Annotated in this window: 16 protein-coding genes; 8 read left to right on the top strand and 8 right to left on the bottom strand. The window is 63.8% G+C overall.

The window, feature by feature from the left end; genetic code table 11:
- Positions 1 to 42 precede the first annotated feature (42 nt).
- From DW195_RS00680 to DW195_RS00670, 3 genes are all read left to right on the top strand, one after another.
- Positions 43 to 519 carry a DNA gyrase gene (locus DW195_RS00680; protein ID WP_092199288.1) on the top strand — a complete coding sequence of 159 codons (477 nt, stop codon included), beginning with the start codon at positions 43 to 45 and terminating at the stop codon, positions 517 to 519.
- 14 nt (positions 520 to 533) lie between these two features.
- The gene (locus DW195_RS00675; protein WP_118205339.1) at positions 534 to 3,593 is read left to right on the top strand and encodes a VaFE repeat-containing surface-anchored protein; all 3,060 of its coding nucleotides are present in this window, start codon (positions 534 to 536) and stop codon (positions 3,591 to 3,593) included.
- Positions 3,594 to 3,668: 75 nt separating this feature from the next.
- Entirely contained in the window at positions 3,669 to 4,400 is a 732-nt protein-coding gene (locus DW195_RS00670; protein ID WP_118205337.1) for a class B sortase, read from the top strand.
- Positions 4,401 to 4,694: 294 nt separating this feature from the next.
- Here DW195_RS00670 and DW195_RS00660 read toward each other — a convergent pair whose 3' ends face one another.
- From DW195_RS00660 to DW195_RS00625, 8 genes are all read right to left on the bottom strand, one after another.
- Positions 4,695 to 5,993, bottom strand: a complete 1,299-nt coding sequence (locus tag DW195_RS00660) for a hypothetical protein (protein ID WP_118205335.1) — start codon at positions 5,991 to 5,993, stop codon at positions 4,695 to 4,697.
- Positions 5,994 to 6,170: 177 nt separating this feature from the next.
- A complete protein-coding gene (locus DW195_RS00655; protein WP_092199277.1) occupies positions 6,171 to 7,133 on the bottom strand; it encodes an Abi family protein in 963 nt (320 codons plus the stop codon).
- A 192-nt stretch (positions 7,134 to 7,325) separates the two neighbouring features.
- Complete coding sequence (locus DW195_RS00650; protein ID WP_118205333.1) at positions 7,326 to 7,898, bottom strand: hypothetical protein; 573 nt, start codon at positions 7,896 to 7,898, stop codon at positions 7,326 to 7,328.
- Complete coding sequence (locus DW195_RS00645; RefSeq protein ID WP_118205331.1) at positions 7,895 to 9,145, bottom strand: relaxase/mobilization nuclease domain-containing protein; 1,251 nt, start codon at positions 9,143 to 9,145, stop codon at positions 7,895 to 7,897. The genes DW195_RS00650 and DW195_RS00645 overlap by 4 nt, the downstream gene beginning before the upstream one ends.
- Positions 9,146 to 9,147: 2 nt before the next feature.
- Positions 9,148 to 9,567, bottom strand: a complete 420-nt coding sequence (locus DW195_RS00640; protein WP_118205329.1) for a DNA-binding protein — start codon at positions 9,565 to 9,567, stop codon at positions 9,148 to 9,150.
- 276 nt (positions 9,568 to 9,843) lie between these two features.
- Positions 9,844 to 10,773: a ParB/RepB/Spo0J family partition protein gene (locus DW195_RS00635; protein ID WP_118205327.1), complete on the bottom strand. Its 930-nt coding sequence runs from the start codon at positions 10,771 to 10,773 to the stop codon at positions 9,844 to 9,846.
- Positions 10,766 to 11,527 carry a ParA family protein gene (locus DW195_RS00630; protein ID WP_118205529.1) on the bottom strand — a complete coding sequence of 254 codons (762 nt, stop codon included), beginning with the start codon at positions 11,525 to 11,527 and terminating at the stop codon, positions 10,766 to 10,768. Before DW195_RS00630 ends, DW195_RS00635 begins: the two co-directional genes overlap by 8 nt.
- 175 nt (positions 11,528 to 11,702) lie before the next feature.
- A complete protein-coding gene (locus DW195_RS00625; protein ID WP_118205325.1) occupies positions 11,703 to 12,092 on the bottom strand; it encodes a YraN family protein in 390 nt (129 codons plus the stop codon).
- 450 nt (positions 12,093 to 12,542) lie between these two features.
- Between DW195_RS00625 and DW195_RS00620 the strand changes: the two genes are divergently transcribed.
- Genes DW195_RS00620 through DW195_RS00600 form a run of 5 tightly spaced genes read left to right on the top strand, consistent with a single transcriptional unit; the run spans position 12,543 to position 21,627 of the window.
- Positions 12,543 to 12,746, top strand: a complete 204-nt coding sequence (locus DW195_RS00620) for a YlcI/YnfO family protein (protein ID WP_118205323.1) — start codon at positions 12,543 to 12,545, stop codon at positions 12,744 to 12,746.
- Positions 12,747 to 12,749: 3 nt separating this feature from the next.
- Entirely contained in the window at positions 12,750 to 16,001 is a 3,252-nt protein-coding gene (locus DW195_RS00615) for a helicase-related protein (RefSeq protein WP_118205321.1), read from the top strand.
- Positions 15,998 to 16,774, top strand: a complete 777-nt coding sequence (locus tag DW195_RS00610; protein ID WP_118205319.1) for a DUF4391 domain-containing protein — start codon at positions 15,998 to 16,000, stop codon at positions 16,772 to 16,774. The genes DW195_RS00615 and DW195_RS00610 overlap by 4 nt, the downstream gene beginning before the upstream one ends.
- Positions 16,761 to 18,611 (top strand): site-specific DNA-methyltransferase, encoded by a 1,851-nt coding sequence (locus tag DW195_RS00605; RefSeq protein WP_118205317.1) that lies wholly within the window; start codon positions 16,761 to 16,763, stop codon positions 18,609 to 18,611. The genes DW195_RS00610 and DW195_RS00605 overlap by 14 nt, the downstream gene beginning before the upstream one ends.
- 4 nt (positions 18,612 to 18,615) lie before the next feature.
- A complete protein-coding gene (locus tag DW195_RS00600; protein WP_118205315.1) occupies positions 18,616 to 21,627 on the top strand; it encodes a DEAD/DEAH box helicase family protein in 3,012 nt (1,003 codons plus the stop codon).
- Positions 21,628 to 21,641: the final 14 nt, after the last annotated feature.

Below are 21,641 nucleotides of genomic sequence, written 5' to 3'. Positions count from 1 at the left end.
CAGCACAGCCCGCCTCAAAGGATGCAGAGAAAGGGGCATGAAATGCCTGAGAAGAAGAACACATATCTCACGCTCCACAAGAACTTCGTGCGCACCGACATCGAGTACACGGACCGCGTGACGGGAGAGAAGCGCACCTTCAACTCGGTGACGCTGCCCAAGGGCACCGTGATCGACGGGGTGGACGTGAGCTACTACCAGTTCAGCCCGATGTTCGTGAACGACTCCCGCTACCGCGGCGAGGACTACCGCGACATCCCGCTCCTGTCGGATCGCGAGGTGTGGCTGAAGAAGAGCGTCCTCGACGAGAACGGCCAGCCCGTGCTCGACGAGCATGGAAAACCCGCAAAGGATGTCGTGCGCGTCATGCCGGCGCAGATCAAGGAGGCGCTCGACCGCAGCCGCAGCGAGTACCTGCAAAGTCTCGCCGAGAAGGCCCATGGCGCACGCGAGAGCTCCGAGCGCCTGGGAAACGGCGAGCCGCGCTCTGCCAAGGGCCGCGAGAACATCGCGATGTAGAGGAGGCGGAGAAGATGAAAGAGAAGACGATGGCGAGGATAACCTCCTCGAAGATCGTGCGCGTGGCGATGGCGATGGCGCTCGCGCTTTCCGTCGCGATCGTGCCGGCGACGGCGCACGCCGCGGGAAACGCCGACGTCTCGATCGGACGCGACATCCCCTATGCGGGATACGTCACCACCGACATGAGCTCGAACGGCCAGATCGCCTACTGCATCGAGCCGATGCGCGGAACTCCCGCTCCGGGATTGTATCCCACGAGCGCCGCCGACGACCTGGCGGCTGCGATGTGGTTCTCATACGGCGCCCCGGGCTTCGACGCGTCCATGTGGCCGTCGTCCTGGTACGACGGGAGCGGCATGGACGGAGACAAGTACCAGGTCGCGAGCCACATCCTGCTCTCGTACGCCAACCTCGGCTCCGCCTCGCAGGCCACCTACGGCACGAGCCGCGGCTTCGCCTCCTGGGCGGAGCGCGAGATCTGCGGCGGGGTCTGGGGAGAGGTCCAGTCTAAGGCGTCCGAGGTGTCGACCGGCTTCCACGCCTACCGCATCGACACCGGGTCGGCCTCCCAGTCGCTCGCCAGCTTCACCTGGGAGCGCGGCGGCGTGAAGGTCTCCAAGGCCGACTCCGAGGCAGGCGCGTCCGAGCAGGGCGACGCCTCGCTCGAAGGGGCGCAGTTCTCCATCGTCAACGCCTCGGGGATGAGCTCGTTCGTCGACGGGCGCAGCTACGCCGACGGGGAGACGGTAATGACCATATCTACCTCCTGGGATGGATCCGCCTACACCGCGCAGACCGCCCCCGACGCACTGCCGTGCGGCACGTACCGCGTCGTCGAGGCGTCCGCGCCCGAGGGGTACCTCCCCTGGGACGGCTCGGTCGAGTTCACGGTCGAGAGCGGCGGGCAGGTGGTCGACCTCTCCGGCGACCCCGTCGAGGACGACGCGATCCGCGGCGGCGTGCAGGTGGTGAAGTCCGACGCCGAGCTCGGCCAGTCCGAGGCGATCGGCGGGAACGGGCATACGGCAGAGGGCTCGGGCACCACGCTCGCCGGCATCGAGTTCACCATAGCGAACGCCTCGGAGGAGAAGGTCCTGGTGGACGGCGCCTGGCACGAGCCGGGCGATGCCGTCATGACCATCGAGACAGCCTGGAACGAGGAGGCTGGCGCCTACACCGCGCAGACCGCCCCCGACGCGCTGCCGTACGGCACCTACACCATCCAGGAGACAGCGACCAACGAGACGTACCTGCTCACCGACGGCGAGCCCAAGACCTTCGAGGTCCGCGAGGACGGGATCATCGTCATGGCGGACGCCGAGGGCGCTGGGCTCGAGTTCCGCGACCAGGTCGTGCGCAACGACCTCAAGCTCTCCAAGAAGGCAGACGACACCAACGAGAGCCTGCAGGTCCCCTTCGCCATCACCAACGCTGCGACCGGCGAGACCCACGTGCTCGTGACCGACCGCAACGGTCAGGCCTCGACCGAGGCGGACTGGAACAAGCACACCGAGAACACCAACGGCAACGACCACCTGCTCGAGGCGGAGTCCATCACGTCCGACATGATGGACCCCGAAGCGGGAATCTGGTTCGGGCTCGGCGAGGACGGATCGGCCGCCCCCGCCGACGACGCGCTCGGCGCGCTGCCCTTCGGCGAGTACACGCTCGAGGAGCTCCCCTGCGAGGCGAACGAGGGATACGAGCTCGTCGCCAAGACCTTCTGGGTTGAGCGCGACTCAGGCGTCGCCGAGGCGGTCTGGATGACGCTCGACGACCAGGAGGGCCCGAAGATCGGCACCACGGCCACCGACGCCTCCGACGGCGACCAGGTCGCCCAGGCGAACGAGCAGGCGACGATCGTCGACACCGTCCACTACGAGAACCTCAAGTTCGGCGGCGCCTACACCCTCACGGGCACCCTCATGGTGAAGTCCACCGGCGAGCCGCTGCTCGACGCCGAGGGCAACCCCGTGACCGCCACCAAGGAGTTCACGGCCGAGAACACCAACGGCTCGGTGGATGTCGAGTTCACCTTCGACGCGAGCCTGCTCGCGGGCGAGGACGTCGTGGCGTTCGAGAGCCTTTCCAAGGACGGCGTCGAGGTGGCCGTCCATGCGGACATCGAGGACTCCGGCCAGACCGTGCGCTTCGTCGACATCGGCACCACCGCGAGCGACGCGGCCGACGGCGACAAGCTCGTGACGGGCTCCGAGGTGGTCATCGCCGACGAGGTCTCCTTCGAGGGGCTGACGCCCGGCGAGAGCTACGCGCTCGAGGCGACCCTCATGGACGCCGAGACCGGCGAGCCGCTGCTTGACGCCGAGGGCAAACCCGTGACCGCAACGGCCGAGTTCGCACCCGAGGCCTCCGAGGGCACCCAGACGGTCGAGCTCTCCTTCGACTCCGCCGGCCTCGGCGGACACCGCCTCGTCGTGTTCGAGAGGCTTCTCGACGCTCAAGGCGCAGTCCTCGCCGTGCACGAGGACATCGAAGACGAGGGACAGTCCGTCACCGTCGTCGAGATAGGGACCACGCTCATTGATTCCGCCGACGGCGACCACATGGTCGAAAACGGGACGGTGAAGCTCGTCGACACGGTCGAGTACAAGGGGCTCGTCGCGGGCGAGGCATACACCGCGCACGGAACAATCATGGACAAGGCGACCGGCATGCCTCTCGAGGACGCGGAGGGCAACCCCGTGACGGCGACGGCGGAGTTCACGCCCGAGGCATCGGAGGGCACCGTCGAGGTGGCCTTCGAGTTCGACGCCTCCAAGATCGAGGAGGGCGCCGCGCTCGTGGCTTTCGAGGAGGTGCTCGACGTGAACGGCAACGTGATCGCCGTGCATCAGGACATCGATGACGAGGGCCAGACGGTCGTCGTGGATAACCCCGAGACTCCCGGCACCCCCTATGACAAGACGGGTGGCAACCTGCTTCCTGTATGGGTGCTGATCGGCGCATTGGTCCTCTGCGGCGTCGGAGCCGGCGCATATGCGATTCACGGCCGCTGCCGCGAGGGTGCGGACGAGGCCGGGACCGACCAGGAGAAGGGATCTGACGCTTAGTCGGGATCTCTCTCGGCTGAACAGGGCGGGGCGGAGCAGAGCCGTCCCGCCCGCATTTTGAGGAGGTGACGGAAGATGAACGTCAAACAGAGGCTCGCCGTCATGGCAGCGGCGGCTGCGCTCGTCGCCGCCGCGGTCCTGGGTCTGTGGTTGTCTGGCATCCACGAAAGGGCGGCGGACGTGGAACCCTCCCCTTTCTCGGGGAATGAGGCGGAAAGCGAATCTCCGGACGGGTTTCCCACGGTCGACTGGGAATACTGGCTGTCCGTGAACCCCGACATCGTGGCGTGGGTGAGCGTTGCCGGCACGGAAATCGACTATCCGGTGGTGCAGGCGAGATCTGACGGCCCGACCTTCTACCTCGACCACGACGTCTACCGCGAGTGGAACCCCTACGGATGCCCCTATCTCGACGCCGCCTGCGCGGGGCAGGGGATCGACAGCCCGCTCGCGCTCATGTTCGCCCACCACATGAACGACGGCAGCATGTTCTCCGCATTTGCAAGCTATTCAGATGCCGGATTCGCTGTCGAGCACGACGAGATCCTCCTGCAGACGCCCGAAGGAAACGAGCGCCTGCGCGTCGTCGCGGCAGACGTCGTCGACTCAAACGCCGAGTACAAGCGGCTCGACTTCGCCACAGGCGAAGAGCTCTCGTCTTGGCTCGACGAGCTGCTCGGCGGGGCGGACGTAGCCCTCGTCGACGATGCCCGGACAGACAGCATCAAGGCGTTCTGCACCTGCAGCTACGGCAGGTGGAACGGGCACGAGAGGACGATAGTGTACGCGCAAGAGGAGGTGGGATGATGCAGTCAATCGCATGCTTCTTCATCGGCTTCATAATGGCGGCTTGCTCGATCGCGGGATACGCCTGCATCCGGGTTGGAGCCATGAGCGAACAAGAAGAGATGCAAGCCAACGACAACAGAAATGCTATCGATGGCCAACGTGCTCGACGAAAGTGACCAGAGTACCTTTCGTACGTGCGACTTCAGCTTCTCGACTAGACCGACATCGCAGCTTATGCCGCCGGCTAATGAATCCTCTGCTGTTGCAGACTAGAATCGTCTCCAGGCGGGGCAGGGTGTGCGACCAGCTGGACTACCTGCCCCGTTTTTCGTCTACCGCCCCGTCTTCATTCCCGTGCGTATCGACGAAGGTGATCTTCCCGTCTTCGAGAAGCATCGCGTTTGCGCGGTTGTACATGAAATCCATGTCCTCGAGGGATTCGATCTGCCTTTCGGAGACGGCTTTGACGGGGTCTTCGGCGGTGATCCCGTCGATCAGACCGTTGCGCTTCTCCTCGAGGACGCCCTTTGCTGCCCTTCTCATTCGGACGGGGTTGATCCTCTGGATGTTCGCGCCCGCCTCGAAGGCGGCGTTCACGAGGGGGTTGCTTCCCAGGTAGCTGTTCTCCGCGGCGTCGGCGGGCATCAGGGGAGCGCCCTTGACCTTCGACGCCTTCTTCACGAGGGCCCTGTATGCAGATCCTCTCGCGTCCCTGTAATCGCCGAGCATCCTCTCGAGGTCGGATCTCTCTCGGCCGATGCGCACCTCTGAGAAGTCGTCGTCGTAGCGCATACTCAGCTGGGCGACCGCCGAGCAGAGCTGGAACGCGGCGGCGGAGCGTCCCTCCGCCTCGTGCATCTTGTCCGACCAGCCCAGAATCTCTTCGGGCTTCGCCTTCTTCGAAGAGGAGACCTCGCTTTCGAGGCTTCTCATCGCGTCGATCTGGAAATGCCACATGGTCTTCGCGTCCCGCAGGGACTGCTCTATGCCGATGAGCGCCGCCTGTCGCTTGTCCGAGTCGGCGTTGTACTCCTCGAAGCGCACGGAGTAGCGCTGGAGCATGTCGAAGCTGCTCAGGATCTTCGCGTCCCGTTCGGCTTGGAGCTCCCTCCTTATCGCCTCGATCCCGCTTTCTATGCCCTTCAGCTGGTTGGATATCTGGGCCATGTAGGCGGCTCCCACGGCTACCGCGGCGCCTTGGAGGGCGAGGTTCGCTACCGCCGGGGAGCTGAGCCCGGCTTGCTTGATCGCCGCCATCTTGTTGAAGTCGCCGTTCTTCTTGAAGCTCGAAAGCAGCTTCCATCCGTCGCTGCGGCGCGTGCAGAGGTCGTTCCATCCAACGCCCTTCGGGAATTTCACTACCGCCATCCCGTACTGGTTCGCCGCATCGCCGCCGGCGAGGGCGAGCGGGATGAGCGCGTCTACGAAGCCCGACAGCTGCCCGGTCATCCGGACGCTGCGCTTCTCGATCGCCCCGGACTCCAGCTTCGCCAGAGACGCCTCATCCGCAGGGACGATCTCGGCCTTCTTTACCGCGTCGTCTTCTTTCCTGCCTTCGTCTCCCTTCCGAGGATCATCGGCGTTCTTTCTGAAGAAATCCAGCAGCCCCATGCTCTTCTCCTGTTTCGGCATTTCGGACAAAAAAATAGGGCAGAAACGCTTTCGCGATCCCGCCCCGCAAACCCGAAGGTTTTTGTCTGATCTCATTATCGAGGAATCAGAGGATTTGTCAAATATGCACTCTGGACGATTGCCCGTCACGCCCGACTTCCCGTAGACAGACACTTCCTACCTGAGCCATCCGTCGAAGACTTTTGTCAGGAATCCGAAGGAGGATCCGAGGAGAGGGATACCCGAATACCACTCGCTGTTTCGGCTTGCTCTTGTCTCGAGAGCATTGAGGCGCGCGGAGGTTCCGTTTCTCTTCTCTTGCGATACAAACTTGTCGAAGGCGTAGGCAAGGGTTGTGATTTGCAGGATTCGAGGATTACGAAGCTTCGAACGCCTGGCTCTTTTGTTGAATCCGAGGGCGCCAAGGGAAAGAGCGACGTCTCGAGGCGTCCTGATGGGAGGAATCTGTCCGCTCGGCGCAAACCCGTTGATGATGGCGCTCGAATGAGCGGCGGCGTTTCGGATGGAATTCGCGCACCTCAGAAGGTAGTGCTCGCTTCTCATGGATGAATCATTCCATCTGTCTGCGCAGAAAAGGTAGAAGTTGGTGAATGCGCCGAATGACGACAGCTCCAGGAACACCCATGCGGGCATCTCGTCTATCGGGTAGCGTGCGACGAGGGGCCCGAGGTAGGCGTCGTTCTCGAGTCGGGATATCTCGCCTTTGCGCCTGTTGCGGTCGGCGTGGTTGAGGTGCGCGAGGTAGTCGGCGAAGATTGAGTAGCCGTCCTCGCCGGGGTCCTCGGTTATCCTCTCGACGAGCTTTGTCTTGGCAGCGCTCTCCACGTCGAGCGTGAGCGGCAGCAGGAACCCGCGCAGCTCCTGGTCTATACCGGCGAGATCCACCAGATGCCCGAAGTCGAGCCCGGCGTACTCGCCGTCGTGAGCGCCTCCGATGCGCTTGGGAAAGAGCACGCGGTATGCGGCGAGTCTGAAGTAGTGGTCCTGCTCGGAGAGGATGCGCGTGGCTTCTTCCTCGTCGCACAGCTCGAAGGTCACGCCCTTGGATTTCAGGTGCTCTATCTGCTCCTCGATGGTGAGCTTGGGCTTCCTGCTGTCTATTTCTTTTGCTTCTTCCATGACATCGGTCTTTCGTGTTTGATGGGGAAACCGCCCCAAGGGGCGGAGTGGGCATCGCTTCTCGACATCTCTTATTCTACTTGAGGAACTGCGTCTGAAATGCGAGGCTTGCCTGCGCCGCCTTCTTACATGAAGCGGAACACGGCTTTGAACAGCCAGCGCACGAACGACCCGATTCCCCTGAATATTGCTCTAATCATCTCCGTATCCTTCCATCCAATCGCTCTCTTCGTCGTCCGCGGGCTCCATCTGGGCGGCCTCGGCTGCTATGGCGCGCTCGAGCACGTCGGGCGCGACGCCTATCGACTCCGCCATGAGGGCGGAGCTCGCCGCGAGCCTCTCGTCCGCGTTCGAGAGGTAATCGTTCAGCCGCGCCATACGGCTTGCGACTGAGCCGCCGGGCCCGGCGAAGAGGGCAGAGGCGCGGTCGAGCTTCATCACGTCTACTAATTCGCCGAACATTCTCGCGAGCACCGTCTCGCCGTCCATCGCGACGCTCTCGAGCTCGCTGGCCTCTTTGGGGCTTGCCAGCTGGAACCTCCAGCCCTTCTCGCGCCGTGCCTCGGGAACTTCCTCGCCATCGGTTCGGTAGCCTTCGTTCGCGGCGTAGCAGTGGGCCGTGAGCCAGAGGCCGTTTTTCTCGGCGTCCTCGTATTCGAGCGTGAAGTCGGCGAGCATGCTCCTTCCCGAGAACGGCTGCGCCTCGGTGAAGCGGTCGGTGTCGAACACCTCGATGCGCCCCTCGTAGGCGACCTCCACCCTCATCGTTCCTCCTTCCTGTCTCGCTGCCGGGTCCGCCGCGCCGGAGTTTCCCGGTTCCGACGCTCCTGGTCTTTGCGCTTCACGGGCGTCTCGTCAGACGTCGCCTCCTTCGGGCGCTTCGTTTGGGTCGTTTTGGGCAGGAGCCTGTTCTGCGCCACGTACTCGCGCACCTCGCGCAAGGAGCTCGCGCGCTCGCGGGAATCGCCCTCGCCATGGCTCTCGAGCCTCGCGATCCTCCTGTCCAAATCCGCGATGCTGCGGGCGTTCACCGCCATGCACGTCTCGATGGCATCGGACAGCCGCTCTAGCTCCGCGAGGTCGTTGAGGCCGATCGCCTCGGCTGCATGGGAGAGGACCTCGCGCGAGGCGGCCGGGGTGGGGTGCCATGCGGCGATCCTCCCGAAACGCCGCCTGAGTGCCTCCTGCCCGAACGAGAGGCCGAGCTTCTCGCCGCCTATGCGCCAGGTGGGGTGGTCGGCGAGCGAGTAGATCCAGTCTCGCCTCCATGACTTCTCGGAGTTCTGCGAGACGTCCACCTCGAGCGTCGCGAGCACAGCCATGAGCTCGTCCTCGTTGCGGGCGAGAGCCTTGGCCACCGTCACGCGGTTGCGTATATCGGCGACCCAGGAGTACCCTCCCTCTTTCGCGATCTCCCTCTCGGCGCGGCGCACGTACACGCGCTGCATCGTCGACGGGGTCGCTTTCCGCGCCGGTCCTTCGTCGGATTCCCTCACGACCTCGTCGCGCATGAAGCGGTACCCGCGCTCCTCGGCCAGCTCCTGGAGGCTCCGGTTGAGCTCCAGCGGGTCGGGGGTCTGCAGGCGCCGCTCGGTGACGAGGTCGGTGTTGTTGACCACGATGTGGGCGTGGGGAATCCTGCCCTCGTTGTCGTCATGCAGGACTATCGCCACCTCGAAGTCCGCGAAGTGCCTCTTCGCCCACGCCTGCGCGAGCTCGGCCACCTGCTCCGTCGAGAGGCCGTCCTGCGGGTCGGGAGACATGACGAAGTGCTTGAAGGTGCGGGCTGGCTTGCCGCGGTACGGCGTGTCGTTCCCGCATGCGTGCCGCGTCGCGTCCATGGCGGCGGCCCAGTCGAAGCCCTCGGGGGCCTCCGAGGCCGCCTCGAAGGCGTGCTCCTCCTGCCAGGCGAAGTTCATCACGTGCACGCCCAGCGCGCGGCCTCCCTTCTCGAGGTACCGCTTTATCCCGGCGCACCCGGTGTGCCCGGCGATGGGCTTCAGCAGCGGCATCGTCAGTCGCCCCCGACTATCGCGTGCTGCGCGAGCCCCGAGATCTTCCGGGAGAGCTCGTTGCGCCCGTCCTCGACCTGCGCGAGCAGCAGGGCGCATTCGTCGAGCTTGTCGGACACCCATTCCAGGTCGCCTCGTCCGTGGTCGAGCGCGAACTTGATGGAGTTCAGCGCGTGGACGCCCTGGTTGTAGTGGTGCCCCCATTTGACGAGCTCGCGCGATAGCTTGCGCATGGAGAGGCCGTCGAGTAGCACCCCGCCGCGCTTCGCGTTCTCGGGGTCGTCGGCGACCATGCGCACGACGTAGCGCAGGTACTCCGAGCGCGTGATCCCTTCGTCGTCTGCGCGCTCGCATACCGCGCGGAAGTCCGCGTCGCTCACGCGGGCGGTGAGGACGTTGTCGTATTTCAAGACCTTCGTCATCGTCTCTTCCTTCGCATCCTTCGCCGCCTCGGTGTGTGGAAGCTTCGGCGGCGATTCTGTGTTGGAGGGGCGCGGGGCATCCCCCGCATGGCGGCGCCCAGCGCGGTCTCGTGCCGAGTTGCGCCCGGCGGCACCACCCCTCCCCTTGCGCTGTCGGCGGTGGGGCGGGGCAGCGGGACGCCGGAAGGCGCCCCGGCCGCCATCTATCTCGTGTATACGAGATAGGCTACTTGCTGGAAACGGCGCAGGCGGCCCTCCAGGCGCCTGCGCCGGGTTCTATCTGCTCCGAAGGAGCCTTCGGGCCGTCTCGGCGATCTCCCCGAGCGCTTCCGCATCCAACGCGTTCGGCGGGTTCTTCGCTTTCGACTCGTAGCGCCTGAGCGCTCGCAGGGCGCTCGCGAGCGGGACGGCGGGCTTCGGCGCAGTGCGCTCCCTCTCGCCGTCCGGCTCGGGCTTCGAGGTCGACCTCCTCAGGAAGTCGGTGGTCTCCTTCTTTCCCAGGGATTTCGCATGCCACTCCCCGTGCAGCCGCTCTTGCTCTTCGGCGCTAAGCTTCGCGAGGATTCCCACGGCGTCGGCCGACAGCTCGTCGGAGAGCGCCGCCTCCCGCCAGGCAGGGACGAGCATCTCCTCGATCTTTCGCGCCAGCGACTCCTGGCGCTGGATGGTCTTGCCGGATACCTTGCGCCCGGTCTGCTCGGAGATGATCGCAGCCTTGATGTCCTCGGTACGCACGCCGGCAAGCTCGGGGTTCTCGGCGCGCATCCGCTCCACCTCGACGCCGAGCGCGCGGCTCGCTGCGGCGCGCTCCGTGACGGTGAGGCTGCGCACGAAGTAGTTGGCCGCGTGCAGCAGCATGACCGACTGCTCGTCGGTGATGCCCCGGATTATCCGGCAGGGAATCCTGGAGTACTTCGCATCCTTCTTCGCGAGGAGGGCGTAGGCGGCCTTCCTGCGGTGCCCGCTCACCATCTGCCAGCTCCCGTCGTCGAGCTTGCGCACGAGTGGCAGGTCGGTGAGCCCCTCCTCCTCGATGCTCCTCGCGAGCTGCTCGATCCCCGCCTCGTCCATCGAGTAGACGGCGTTGGCGGGGTGGTCCGCTATCTCCTCTACGGGGATCTCCTCCACGGGATAGCCGCTGCGCGTGGCGGCGTTCCTGTCGAGGAGCCCCGAGATCGTGAACCCGGATGCTGTCTGCCTAGCCATGGAGCACCTCCTCCGCGAGCGCCTCGTAGTCTTTGGCAGGGCGGCTGTCTGGCTTGAAAGTCGTCACCGGCTGCCATTGCCAGCTTCCCTCGCAGACCTTCGAGCTCGCGTGTATTACGGTGGAGAACTGCCTGTCGGGGAAGTACTCGTCGAGCACCGCGGCGCCCGTCGCCTCTGCGTTGGTCATGAGCCCGGGAACGCAGGTCCGAAGTATCCTCCACTCGGGCGTGGGGACGCGCAGCGCGTCCGAGATGGACTCGATGGCGCTCACCGTGAGGGCGGTGCCGCGCATGACGGTGGAGTCGAGCTTCACTGGGACGATCACCATTCCTTCGCCAGCCGCGGCGAGGTACGCGTTGAAGGCGAGGCGCTTCATGGTCGGGCTGCAGTCGACGATGCAGACGTCGTAGTCCTCCGCGCAGTCGTCTAGCGCGAAGCGCAGGCGCTGCTCGCGCAGAAGCAGCTCGTTCTGGTCGACGAGCTCTATCGTGGAAGGCACGACGGAGAGGTTCTCCGTCCCCGTCTCGAAAGCCGAGCGCTCGACGGGCTCGTTTCCGTAGAGAAGCCCCACGGCTCCGCGGCCCTCCTGTGCCGTGCGCTCGTAGAGCCCGAAGAAGTCGGTCGCCGACGCCTGCGGATCCAGGTCGACCAGCAGGGTCCTCAGCCCCCGCCCGGCGTAGATTGTCGCGAGGTTGACCGCCGTGGTGGTCTTGCCGACCCCGCCCTTGTAGTTCGATACCGCGATGGTGCGCATGCCCATCAGCCTCCTTCGCATCCGCAGGGTCCGCCGCCAGAGGTGGAAGGCGCGGCGCCCCCGTCCGTCGTTGTATACCGAGTATACACCAAAACCGTTCGATAACGAACGGTTTTGGTGTGGGCGAGCCGCCTCGGGGACGAACCCGGGACGGCCCGCCGGCCGGGCGGGAGGCCTAGTCGCCCGGCTCCGCCTGCATCGGGGAGAGGCAGTTGACGTGGTGGCGCAGCAGCGCCCTGTTCTCGCCGACGACCATCATCGCGATGTCGTCGAAGCGGACGGTGATATCCAGGAGCTCCGGGTCGTCGCCGTGCTCGGACAGCCAGGCGGCCGCCGCGATCTCCCTGCGCTCGCGGGAGGCGCCCGCGTTCTCGCCCGGCATGCCCTTGTCGAAGCCCCTCCTCGCGGAGACGTCGGTGAACACGACCGTGCCCTCGTCGTCGCGGGAGACGATGTCGATCCCGATGCCGTCGGCTGCGCGCCACCCGGTCTCGACGATCTCGTGGCCCTGGTGGGTGAGGAACTTAGCCGCAGCCTCGATGGCCCTCTCGTTGAACTCGCTCATGGTTGACCTCCTAGATTCTCGGCGGTTCGCCCCTTTGGCCTTCCGCCTTGTGGTACGTGAGGCGCGCGGGTTCCGCCGCGAGCGCAAGGGAGGAAAGCGAAGGAGGACGTGGAATATCCCTCTCCCTCCGGTGTTTCCCGCAAAAGTTTTGCCCGTCTCGGAAGGTCCCTATCCGGGGAAAAGTTTTCGGGAAACATCGCGTGCCCTTGCGTGCTGCGCGGGTCCTGCGCGTCAATGCGCATGCAAGGCAGGAGGCGGAGGGGCATCGCGGATAGAGGGAGGCATCCATGCGCGCGACCTCGAGGAGGCTTTTCGACGAAGGAAGGGTTTGTCTCCATCACGGGAGACTCCGAGATCGGGGCGTGTCCTAGCTGACAGCTGAGACTGAGGCTGCCACGAGATGGTAGAATACGCTGTATTGCAATTGGCAATCTGACGCGAGGAGCCGACATGGGCTATACCGATATGTTGAGAGACGGTGCCTCCCCGACCGAGATGCGGGAATATCTGGTAGGCGGCGAGAACACCGCTGTGACCATACGGATACCGCGCAACCTGCGCGATTCTGCGAAGAAGGCCGCCGAGCTGCGCGGCACGAGCTTCAGCGCGCTCATTCGCGAATGCCTCATCGAAGAGCTTACGAAGGGGAGGTAGGCCTTGGAATACCTGAACAACACGGGAAGGCAGCGCCTCGGCGACGCGCTCAAGGAGGCCATCGGCGAGGACGCCAAGCTCTCCATCATCGCGTCCTACTTCACGGTATTCGCCTACGGCGAGCTGAAAGAGGAGCTCTCCAAGGTCGCGGAGCTGAGGTTCGTGTTCAGCGAGCCCACCTTCGCCAAGCGGATGGAGCGCGAGAAGGAGCCGCGCGAGTTCGAGCTCAGGCGGCGCGACCGCGAGCGCGGCATCGGCGGCACCGGCCTCGAGCTCACGCTGCGCAACAACATCAACCAGCGCGCGCTCGCGCGCGAGTGCGCTGAATGGGTTCGCCAGCGCGCGACCTTCAAGACCGCCCGACAGGCGGGGCTGATCGGCACGACCGGCACCTACCACGTAGACAACCCCCGAGGGGAGTCGGAGGCGTTCATGGGGTCCGCCTCGAACTCCTTCACTCTCGAGGGGCTCGGCTACGAGCGCAAGCCCGACGTCATCACCGGGGTGAGCCATTTCCAGACGACCCAGGAGGCGATGGGGCTCAAGGCGATGTTCGACGGGATATGGGACAACCCCGCCCTCGTCGAGGACGTGACGGAGAGGGTGGCGGCGCAGATCGAGACGCTCTACCGCGAGAACCCGCCGGAGTTCGTCTACTTCCTCACGCTCTACCACCTGTTCAGGGACTACCTCGACGACGCCGAGGAGGACCCGGTCACCTTTGTGGAGGACTTCGCGGACTCCGTCGTGTGGAACAAGCTCTACGACTTCCAGAAGGACGCCGTGGTGGGCGCCATCCGCAAGCTCGAGAAGTACAAGGGCTGCATCATCGCCGACAGCGTCGGCCTGGGCAAGACCTACGAGGCGCTGGCCGTGATCAAGTACTACCAGGAGCGAAACGCCCGCGTGCTGGTGCTGGCACCTAAGCGCCTGCGGGACAACTGGACGTTGTGGACCAACGACAACGACGACCGCAACCCGCTCGCCGACGACCGCTTCAGCTACACGGTGCTCAACCACACCGACCTCTCGCGCTACTACGGCAAGAGCGGCGAGGTGGACCTGGAGCACCTGAGATGGGGCAACTTCGACCTCTTGGTCATAGACGAGTCCCACAACTTCCGCAACAAGTCCACCGACTCCGAGAAGAAGGACCGCTACACGCGCCTGATCGAGGACGTCATCAAGAGCGGCCGCCGCACGAAGGTCCTCATGCTGTCTGCGACCCCCGTGAACAACCGCCTGCTCGACCTGCGCAACCAAATAGAGCTCATCACCGAGGGCGACGACGCCTACCTTGCGGAAAGCGACGGCATCCCCTCCATCACGCAGGTGACGCGCGTGGCGCAGCAGCGCTTCAACGAGTGGAGCAAGCTCGAGGACGGCGAGCGCACCACGGAGAGCTTCGCCGCCATGGTGAACGCCGACTACTTCAAGCTGCTCGACGTGCTCACCATCGCGCGCAGCCGCAAGCACATCATGAAGTACTACGGGGCGGCCACCGGCACCTTCCCGAAGCGCCGCAAGCCCCTGTCGTTCAAGACCCCCATCGACCTCGCGGGGGAGCTCCCTCCCATAGGCGAGCTCAACAACATGATCGCCCAGCTCACCTTCGCGCAGTACCAGCTGCTCTCATACGTGAGGTTCGACAAGGTGGCGGACTACGAGGATCGCTACGGGGACACCTGGGGCAAGGACTTCCAGAGCCAGGTGCACCGCACCGCCGCCGTGGCCAACCTCATGCGGGTGAACTTGCTAAAGCGCATGGAGTCCTCCGTGAACAGCTTTCGCATCACGCTGCGCCGCATACTCGAGGGCGCCGAAACGCTTCGGCGCGAGCTCGACGCGAAGTCGTCCGGCGCCTCCTACGACGCCTCGGGCTGGGACGCCGAGTTCGACGACGAGGACGACGCCGAGGAGTTCGAGCAGGGCGGCAAGGTGAAGGTCGACCTGCGCGACGTGGACGCCATCAGGCTGGGGCAGGACCTCGACTACGACATATTCCAGCTGGGGAAGCTCCTCGAGTACGCCGACGCGGTGACGCCCGAGCGCGACGCCAAGCTCGTCAAGCTGAAAAGCTTCATCGAGGAAAAGGTCCGCAACCCGTACAACCCGGGCAACCGCAAGGTGCTCGTGTTCAGCGCGTTCGCCGACACGGTCGACTACCTGTTCGACGAGCTGTCGGAAAGCCTCTCCGAGGAGCTGGGGCTCGAGTGCGCCGAGATTGCCGGGACCAGGTGCCGCACCTGGTCGCTCAAGCTGCCGCGAACCACGTTCGAGAACGTGCTCTCGCGCTTCTCCCCAATCTCCAAGGAGCTTCCCGAGCGCGAGCGGGAGAAGGGCGAGATAGACGTGGTGTTCGCCACCGACTGCATCTCCGAGGGCCAGAACCTCCAGGACTGCGACTGCCTGGTGAACTACGACATCCACTGGAACCCCGTGCGCATCATCCAGCGCTTCGGGCGCATCGACCGCCTGGGCTCGACCAACGCCCAGATCCAGCTCGTCGACTTCTGGCCGGATGTGGAGCTCGACGAGTACATCCAGCTCGAGGGCCGCGTGAAGGGCCGCATGGCGCTCATGGACGCCAGCGCCACCGGCGAGGAGAACGTGCTGGAGGGCAAGGCGGCCGACGAGATGAACGACCTCATGTACCGCCGCAAGCAGCTCGAGCAGCTGCAGGAGGAGGTGCTGGACCTCGAGGACATCTCGGGCGGCATCTCCATCACCGACTTCCAGTTCGACGACTTCCGCGTGGAGCTGCAGCGCTACGACGCGGTGCACCCGGGGCTTCTGGAGACCTCGCCTGCCGGCCTGCACGCCGTCGCGGCGATACCCGACGAGTTGCGCGGCGAGGTCGCGCCGGGCGTGGTCTTCTGCCTGAGGCAGAACGACGCCTCCCGCGACCCGAAGGATTCCAATCCCACCTTCCCGTACTGCCTGGTCTACGTGTCGCAGGACGGCTCGAGGGTGTCTGCCCACACGCAGCCGAAGACCGCCCTCGACCTCATGCGCGCCGCCTGCGCGGGATGCGCGGAGCCGGTGGCGGAGCTATGCCGGGCGTTCAACAGGGAGACCAGGGACGGATCGCGCATGGAGCGCTACACGGAGCTCCTGAACGCCGCTGTGGCGTCCATCACCGGCATGCAGGAGGAGAAGGGCATCGAGTCCCTCTTCAGCCTGGGCGAGGTGGGAAGCGGCGGCGTCCTCGGCTTCGACGACTACTCGCTCGTGAGCTTCGTGGTGCTGCGATGAGCATCGACTGGAACGAGATATTCGAGCTTCCGGCTGCGGCGCTCGCCGGGGACAGGCGCATCCCCAAGACGGAGGTCGCGCGGCAGGCGGAGCTGACCAAGCGCGAGCAGAAGACGCTCGACAAGGTGAAGCGGCTTTCTTATTTCGCGACGGTGCAGAAGTCGACGACGCGCATCCTCCCCTTCAAGGACGACGAGCACGACGTCGAGAGCATCGTGTTCCTCCTCTGCGAGATGTCCGGGAAGAGCGCAGCCTTCTCGGAGGCGGCGGGATTACTGCACCGGTGCTTCCCGAACCCGACCGTCCTTCTCATGGAGGGCTCTGGGGCGATATGCTTTTCCGCGGCGCTCACAAGGAAGAGCCTCTCCGAGAAGGGCGCTATGGTCGTCGAGGAGCAGCGCTCGACGGGCTCCCTCGACCCCGACGACCCGCAGACGCGGGCCATGCTCGAGGGCCTTTCCTTCGGAGCTCTGCCGCAGGAGGACCTGCTGGCCTACCTCCGGGAGATGATGTGGCGCACCCGCCTCGTCAGGGCTTCCCAGACGCTCGGCTTCTACCCTGGATGCGACGAGAAGGACAAGGAGGGCCTCCTCCGGCTGCTCGCCGAGGTGGAGCGGCTCGGCAAGGAGACATCGGAGCTCGCGCAGGCGAGACGGGACAGGGAGCTGTCGCTCAACGAGCAAATGAGACTCAGGGTAAGATTGAAGGAAGCGGAGAGCAGACGTGACCATGCGGTCGCCGAGATAAAGGAGCTGTGCGGTGGAAGAGATTAGACATATGGATCTGGAATCGGAAGACCTGGTGGCGTACCGCGTCGAGCAGCTTAAGGAGCTGTTCCCCGAAATCGCCACGGAAGGCGACGGCTCCATCGACTTCGAGAAGCTTCGCCTCATCCTGGGCGACGAGGTGGACGAGGGCGACGAGCGCTACGCGTTCACCTGGCCGGGCAAGGCCGACGCCATCCGCCAGGCCCAGACGGTCTCCACCGCCACGTTGCGCCCCTGCCCGGAGAAGAGCGTGAACTGGGACACGACCCAGAACCTCTACATCGAGGGCGACAACCTCGAGGTGCTCAAGCTCCTGCAGCGCGGCTATCACGGCAAGGTCAAGCTCATCTACATCGACCCACCATATAACACGGGTCACGACTTCGTATACCGCGACAGCTTCGGCGACAGCATCGAGAACTATAGGGAGCAGGCTGGGCTTTCCGGTCAATCCAACGCCGACACGAGCGGGCGTTACCACTCCAACTGGTGCTCGATGATGTATCCGCGTCTCAAGCTGGCTCGCGAGCTACTCAGTGATGATGGAGCGATATTCATTAGTATCGATGACAACGAAATGAAGAATCTGATGGAGCTGTGCGATGAGGTGTTTGGAGATAGTAACTTCAAATCCTGTATTGCTTGGCAGAAACGCTATACACGAAGCAACAACACGGTTGATTTTACGACCATGGTTGAACATGTTCTCGTCTACGCAAAATCTAGTTCATTTGTCGTAAATCTTTTGCCGAGAACTGCAGATTCGGATGAAGGATATACCAATCCAGATAACGACCCGCGTGGTCCTTGGATTACTTCCTCTTACGTGAATCCCGCTAGAAGAGAAGACAGGCCGAACCTAGTGTATAAAATTCCCGCACCAGATGGCAGGATTGTTGGACATCCGACAAATGCATGGAAATATTCACAAGAAGAATGCGAGAAGCATATTGCTGAAGGGCGGCTCTGGTGGGGCTTGGATGGAAAGGCTCTGTATCCACGTAAGAAGAATTATCTTTCGGAGGCTCGCGGGATTACTCCAGTTAACCTTTGGAAGCAGGAATATGCCGGCAATACGGACATGGGAGGAAAAGAAGCAAAGGACCTTCTCGGAGGTAAATATTTTGATTTTCCGAAACCAACCCTTTTGATGAGAAGGGTATTAGAGCATGCCTCCGATTGCGGCAGCATCGTCATGGATTTCTTTTCTGGCTCCGCTTCGATGGCAGATGCAGTCATGCAGGAAAATGCTCTAGATGGCGGTAATCGACATTTCATAATGATTCAACTACCTGAAAAAACGCTGGATGGCAGCGAAGCTTTTAAAGCGGGATATTCCAACCTGTGTGACATTGGTGAAGAGCGCATTCGCCGAGCGGGAAAGAAGATCGCCGAGGAAATCGAGGAATCGAACCGACAGCTCAAAATCGGCGAAGAGCCGAAGAAGGTTCCCGACATCGGGTTTCGCGTCCTTAAGCTTGACGACTCCGGCATTGCAAAGCCCGAGCCCGGTCAGCTCATGCTCGACCGTGTGAAGCCCGAACGCACCGACGAGGACATCGTCTTCGAGATGATGCTCAAGTGGGGCATCGAGCTCACCTACCCGATAGAGAAGACCGAGATAGGCGGCTACCCCTGCTACTCCGTGGCAGGCGACGCCCTCATCTGCTGCATGCAGAAGGGACTCACCGTCGGGGCGATCCAGGCGATAGCGGACAGGCTCCCCAGCCGCGTGCTCATGCTCGACTCCATCCTCGACGACACGCTTAAGCTCAACGCCGTGCAGATCTTCAAACACGCCGAGGAGAAGCACCAGGTGACCATCGACCTGAGGACGGTGTAGGCGCATGGCCTCTCTGGAGTTCAAGTACACCGCCGACCAGGAGCACCAGACCGCCGCGGTCGAGGCAGTGTGTAACCTGTTCCGCGGCCAGGAGTTCATGGCCTCTGATTTCACCGCGGGCACATTCGGAGGCATGTACGACACACAGGCAATCGTGGGCCATGCCAACGGATTGCGCGCGTCCGCCCGTCAGCTCGAGGAGAACCTGCACGCCGTGCAGGAGGAGAACAGCCTGCCGCGCACCTCGGTGACCACCGACGGGCGACTTCGCGACTTCAGCGTCGAGATGGAGACGGGCACGGGCAAGACCTACGTCTACATCCGAACCATCTACGAGCTGAACAAGCGTTACGGCCTCACCAAGTTCGTCATCGTGGTACCCTCCGTCGCCATCCGCGAGGGCGTGAAGAAGTCCTTCGAGAGCACGCGCAGGCACTTCGAGGGGCTCTACGACCGCACGCCGCTCGAGTTCTTCGTCTACGACTCCAAGGACATGGGGCCCGTGGGCAACTTCGCCACGTCCGCCGCCATCCAGGTGATGATCATCAACATCGGCGCCTTCAACAAGGAGCTCGCCAGCGACGAGAAGAAGGGCATGGTGAACATCTTCCATCGCCCCAGCGAGAGGCTCATAGGCGGCCGCAGTCCGCAGGAGCTGGTGAGTGCCTGCAATCCCATAGTCATCATTGACGAGCCGCAGAGCGTCGACAACACCGCCAAGGCGAAGGCGGCCATCAGGAGCCTGAATCCGCTGTTCGTGCTGCGCTACTCTGCCACGCATAAGGAGCCCTACAACAAGGTCTATCAGCTGGGGCCGGTCGATGCGTTCCAGCGCAACCTCGTCAAGGGCATCGTGGTCGACTCGGTCCTCTCGCAGGAGGACATGAACGGCGCTTTCGTGCGCCTGGAGTCCGCCGACATGAAGAACGGCTACAAGGCCAAGGTCACCATTGACTGCCGCCAGAAGGACGGCAGCCAGAAGCGCAAGAAAGTCACCGTCAAGACCGGCGACGACCTGTACATGAAGTCAGGCGAGAACGCCGACTACGAGGATGGCTGGGTGGTGAGCAACATCGGCACCGTGCCCGGCGAGGAGTTCGTCGAGTTTGTGAACGGCGAGTACCTCGAGATCGGAGACGCCCTAGGCGACGTGGCGGCGCTCGCCGTCAAGGAGGCGCAGATCGCCCGCACCATCGAGGACCACCTGGAGTGCCAGCTGAGGCTCTGGAAGCTGGGCATCAAAGTCCTGAGCCTGTTCTTCATCGACAAGGTGGAGAAGTACCGCGTCTACGAGCCCGAGGTCCACAACGGCGAGTACGCCGAGATATTCGAGCGCAAGTACCGCGAGATAGCAACCAGCAAGAAGTGGCAACGCCGCTACGAGCGCGCAGGCGTGCCCCTGCCGACCGATCCGGCTGGCTTGCACCAAGGCTACTTCGCGCGCGACGGCAAGGGGAAGTTCAAGGACTCGCGCGAGGGCGCGTCCACTGCGGCGGACACCTCTGCCTTCGAGCTCATCATGAAGAAGAAGGAGACGCTCGTGTCCTTCCCCGACGGCAAGGATCCTGACAAAAACGTCGCCTTCATCTTCAGCCACTCGGCGCTGAAGGAGGGCTGGGACAACCCCAACGTGTTCCAGATCTGCACGCTGGTGGAGACCAATGACACGCTCACCAAGCGCCAGAAGATTGGCCGCGGCTTACGCCTCCCCGTCAACCAGGACGGCGAGCGCAGCTACGACCCCGATGTGAACGTGCTCACCGTCATCGCCAACGAGTCATACGAGCGCTTCGCCTCCGACCTGCAGACCGAGTTCGAGCGGGACGGCTACCGCTTTGGCGTCATCGCGCCGGAGTCCTTCACCAAGTTGGTGCTCAAAAACCCCGACGGCAGCGAGGAGGACCTGGGCTTCGAGCGCTCCGAGGAAGTGTACGAGGCGCTGAAGGCCGAAGGGCTCGTCACCGAGACGGGAGAGGTGACACCCGAGCTCAAGGAGCTCGCGGAGGCGGGGAGCATCGAGCTTCCCGAGGAGCTGCAGCAGGTGGCCGACCAGGTTGCCTCCGTCATCCTGCGCAAGTCCCAGAAGCTGCAGATCAAGGACAAGAGCAAGCAGGTGGAGGTCGAGCTCGAGAAGGACGTCACGCTGGACCCGGCGTTCCAGGAGCTGTGGGAGCGCATACGCCAGACCACGCGCTTCGAGATGGACATCGATTCCGACGCGCTCGTCGAGAAGGCGATCGCCGAGATCGCGCTCATGCCCAAGGTCAAGCCGCTCGAGGTGATAAGCAGCAAGGCCTCCCTCGACGTCGGCGACGCCGGCGTCGCCGCGGCGGGAGACGTGCGCACCTCGGTGGTCACCACGGACGTGAGCCGCGTCTACGACCTGCCCGACCCCATATCCGAGCTGCAGGACGCCGTCGGGCTCACGCGCAGGACCATCTTCCGCATCCTGGAGGGGTGCGGGCGCATGGACGAGTTCGGGGTCGACCCCATGACGTTCCTCTCGCAGGTGGCTGCCAAGATCGAGGCGGCGAAGGTCGAGGTCATGGCGCGGGGCATCAAGTACACGCGACTGCCCGAGAGCGACTGGTACACCATGGACGTGCTGGCGGTCGAGGACCTCACTGCCTTCTTGGATCAGAACGCTTGGGAGCCGCTGCACCACAAGTCGCTCTACAACTACGTGGTCTACGACTCCTCCAGCGTCGAGAAGCCCTACGCGATGGCGCTCGACCAGTCGGAAGCCGTGAAGGTGTTCGCAAAGCTTCCATCGAAGTTCAAAATCGACACGCCGCTGGGCAGCTACAACCCCGACTGGGCGTACGTCGAGGACGTGGACGGCAAGCAGCGCGTCTACTTCGTCACCGAGACCAAGGGCGGCGGCAACGGCACGCCCGTCTTGCGCCCGAGCGAGCGCGCAAAGATCGAGTGCGCCCAGAAGCACTTCGAGGCGCTGGACCTGGGCGACGACTTCACATACAACGTCGAGACCACGTACCACTATATGCAAATTTAATCTGATGGGACTCC

It is taken from the genome of Collinsella sp. AM17-1, from assembly GCF_003470665.1.
In the GTDB taxonomy this organism is placed as follows: Bacteria; Actinomycetota; Coriobacteriia; order Coriobacteriales; family Coriobacteriaceae; genus Collinsella.
Note: the sequence above shows the minus strand (reverse complement) of the source record. Positions and strands in the feature narration are given on the sequence as shown.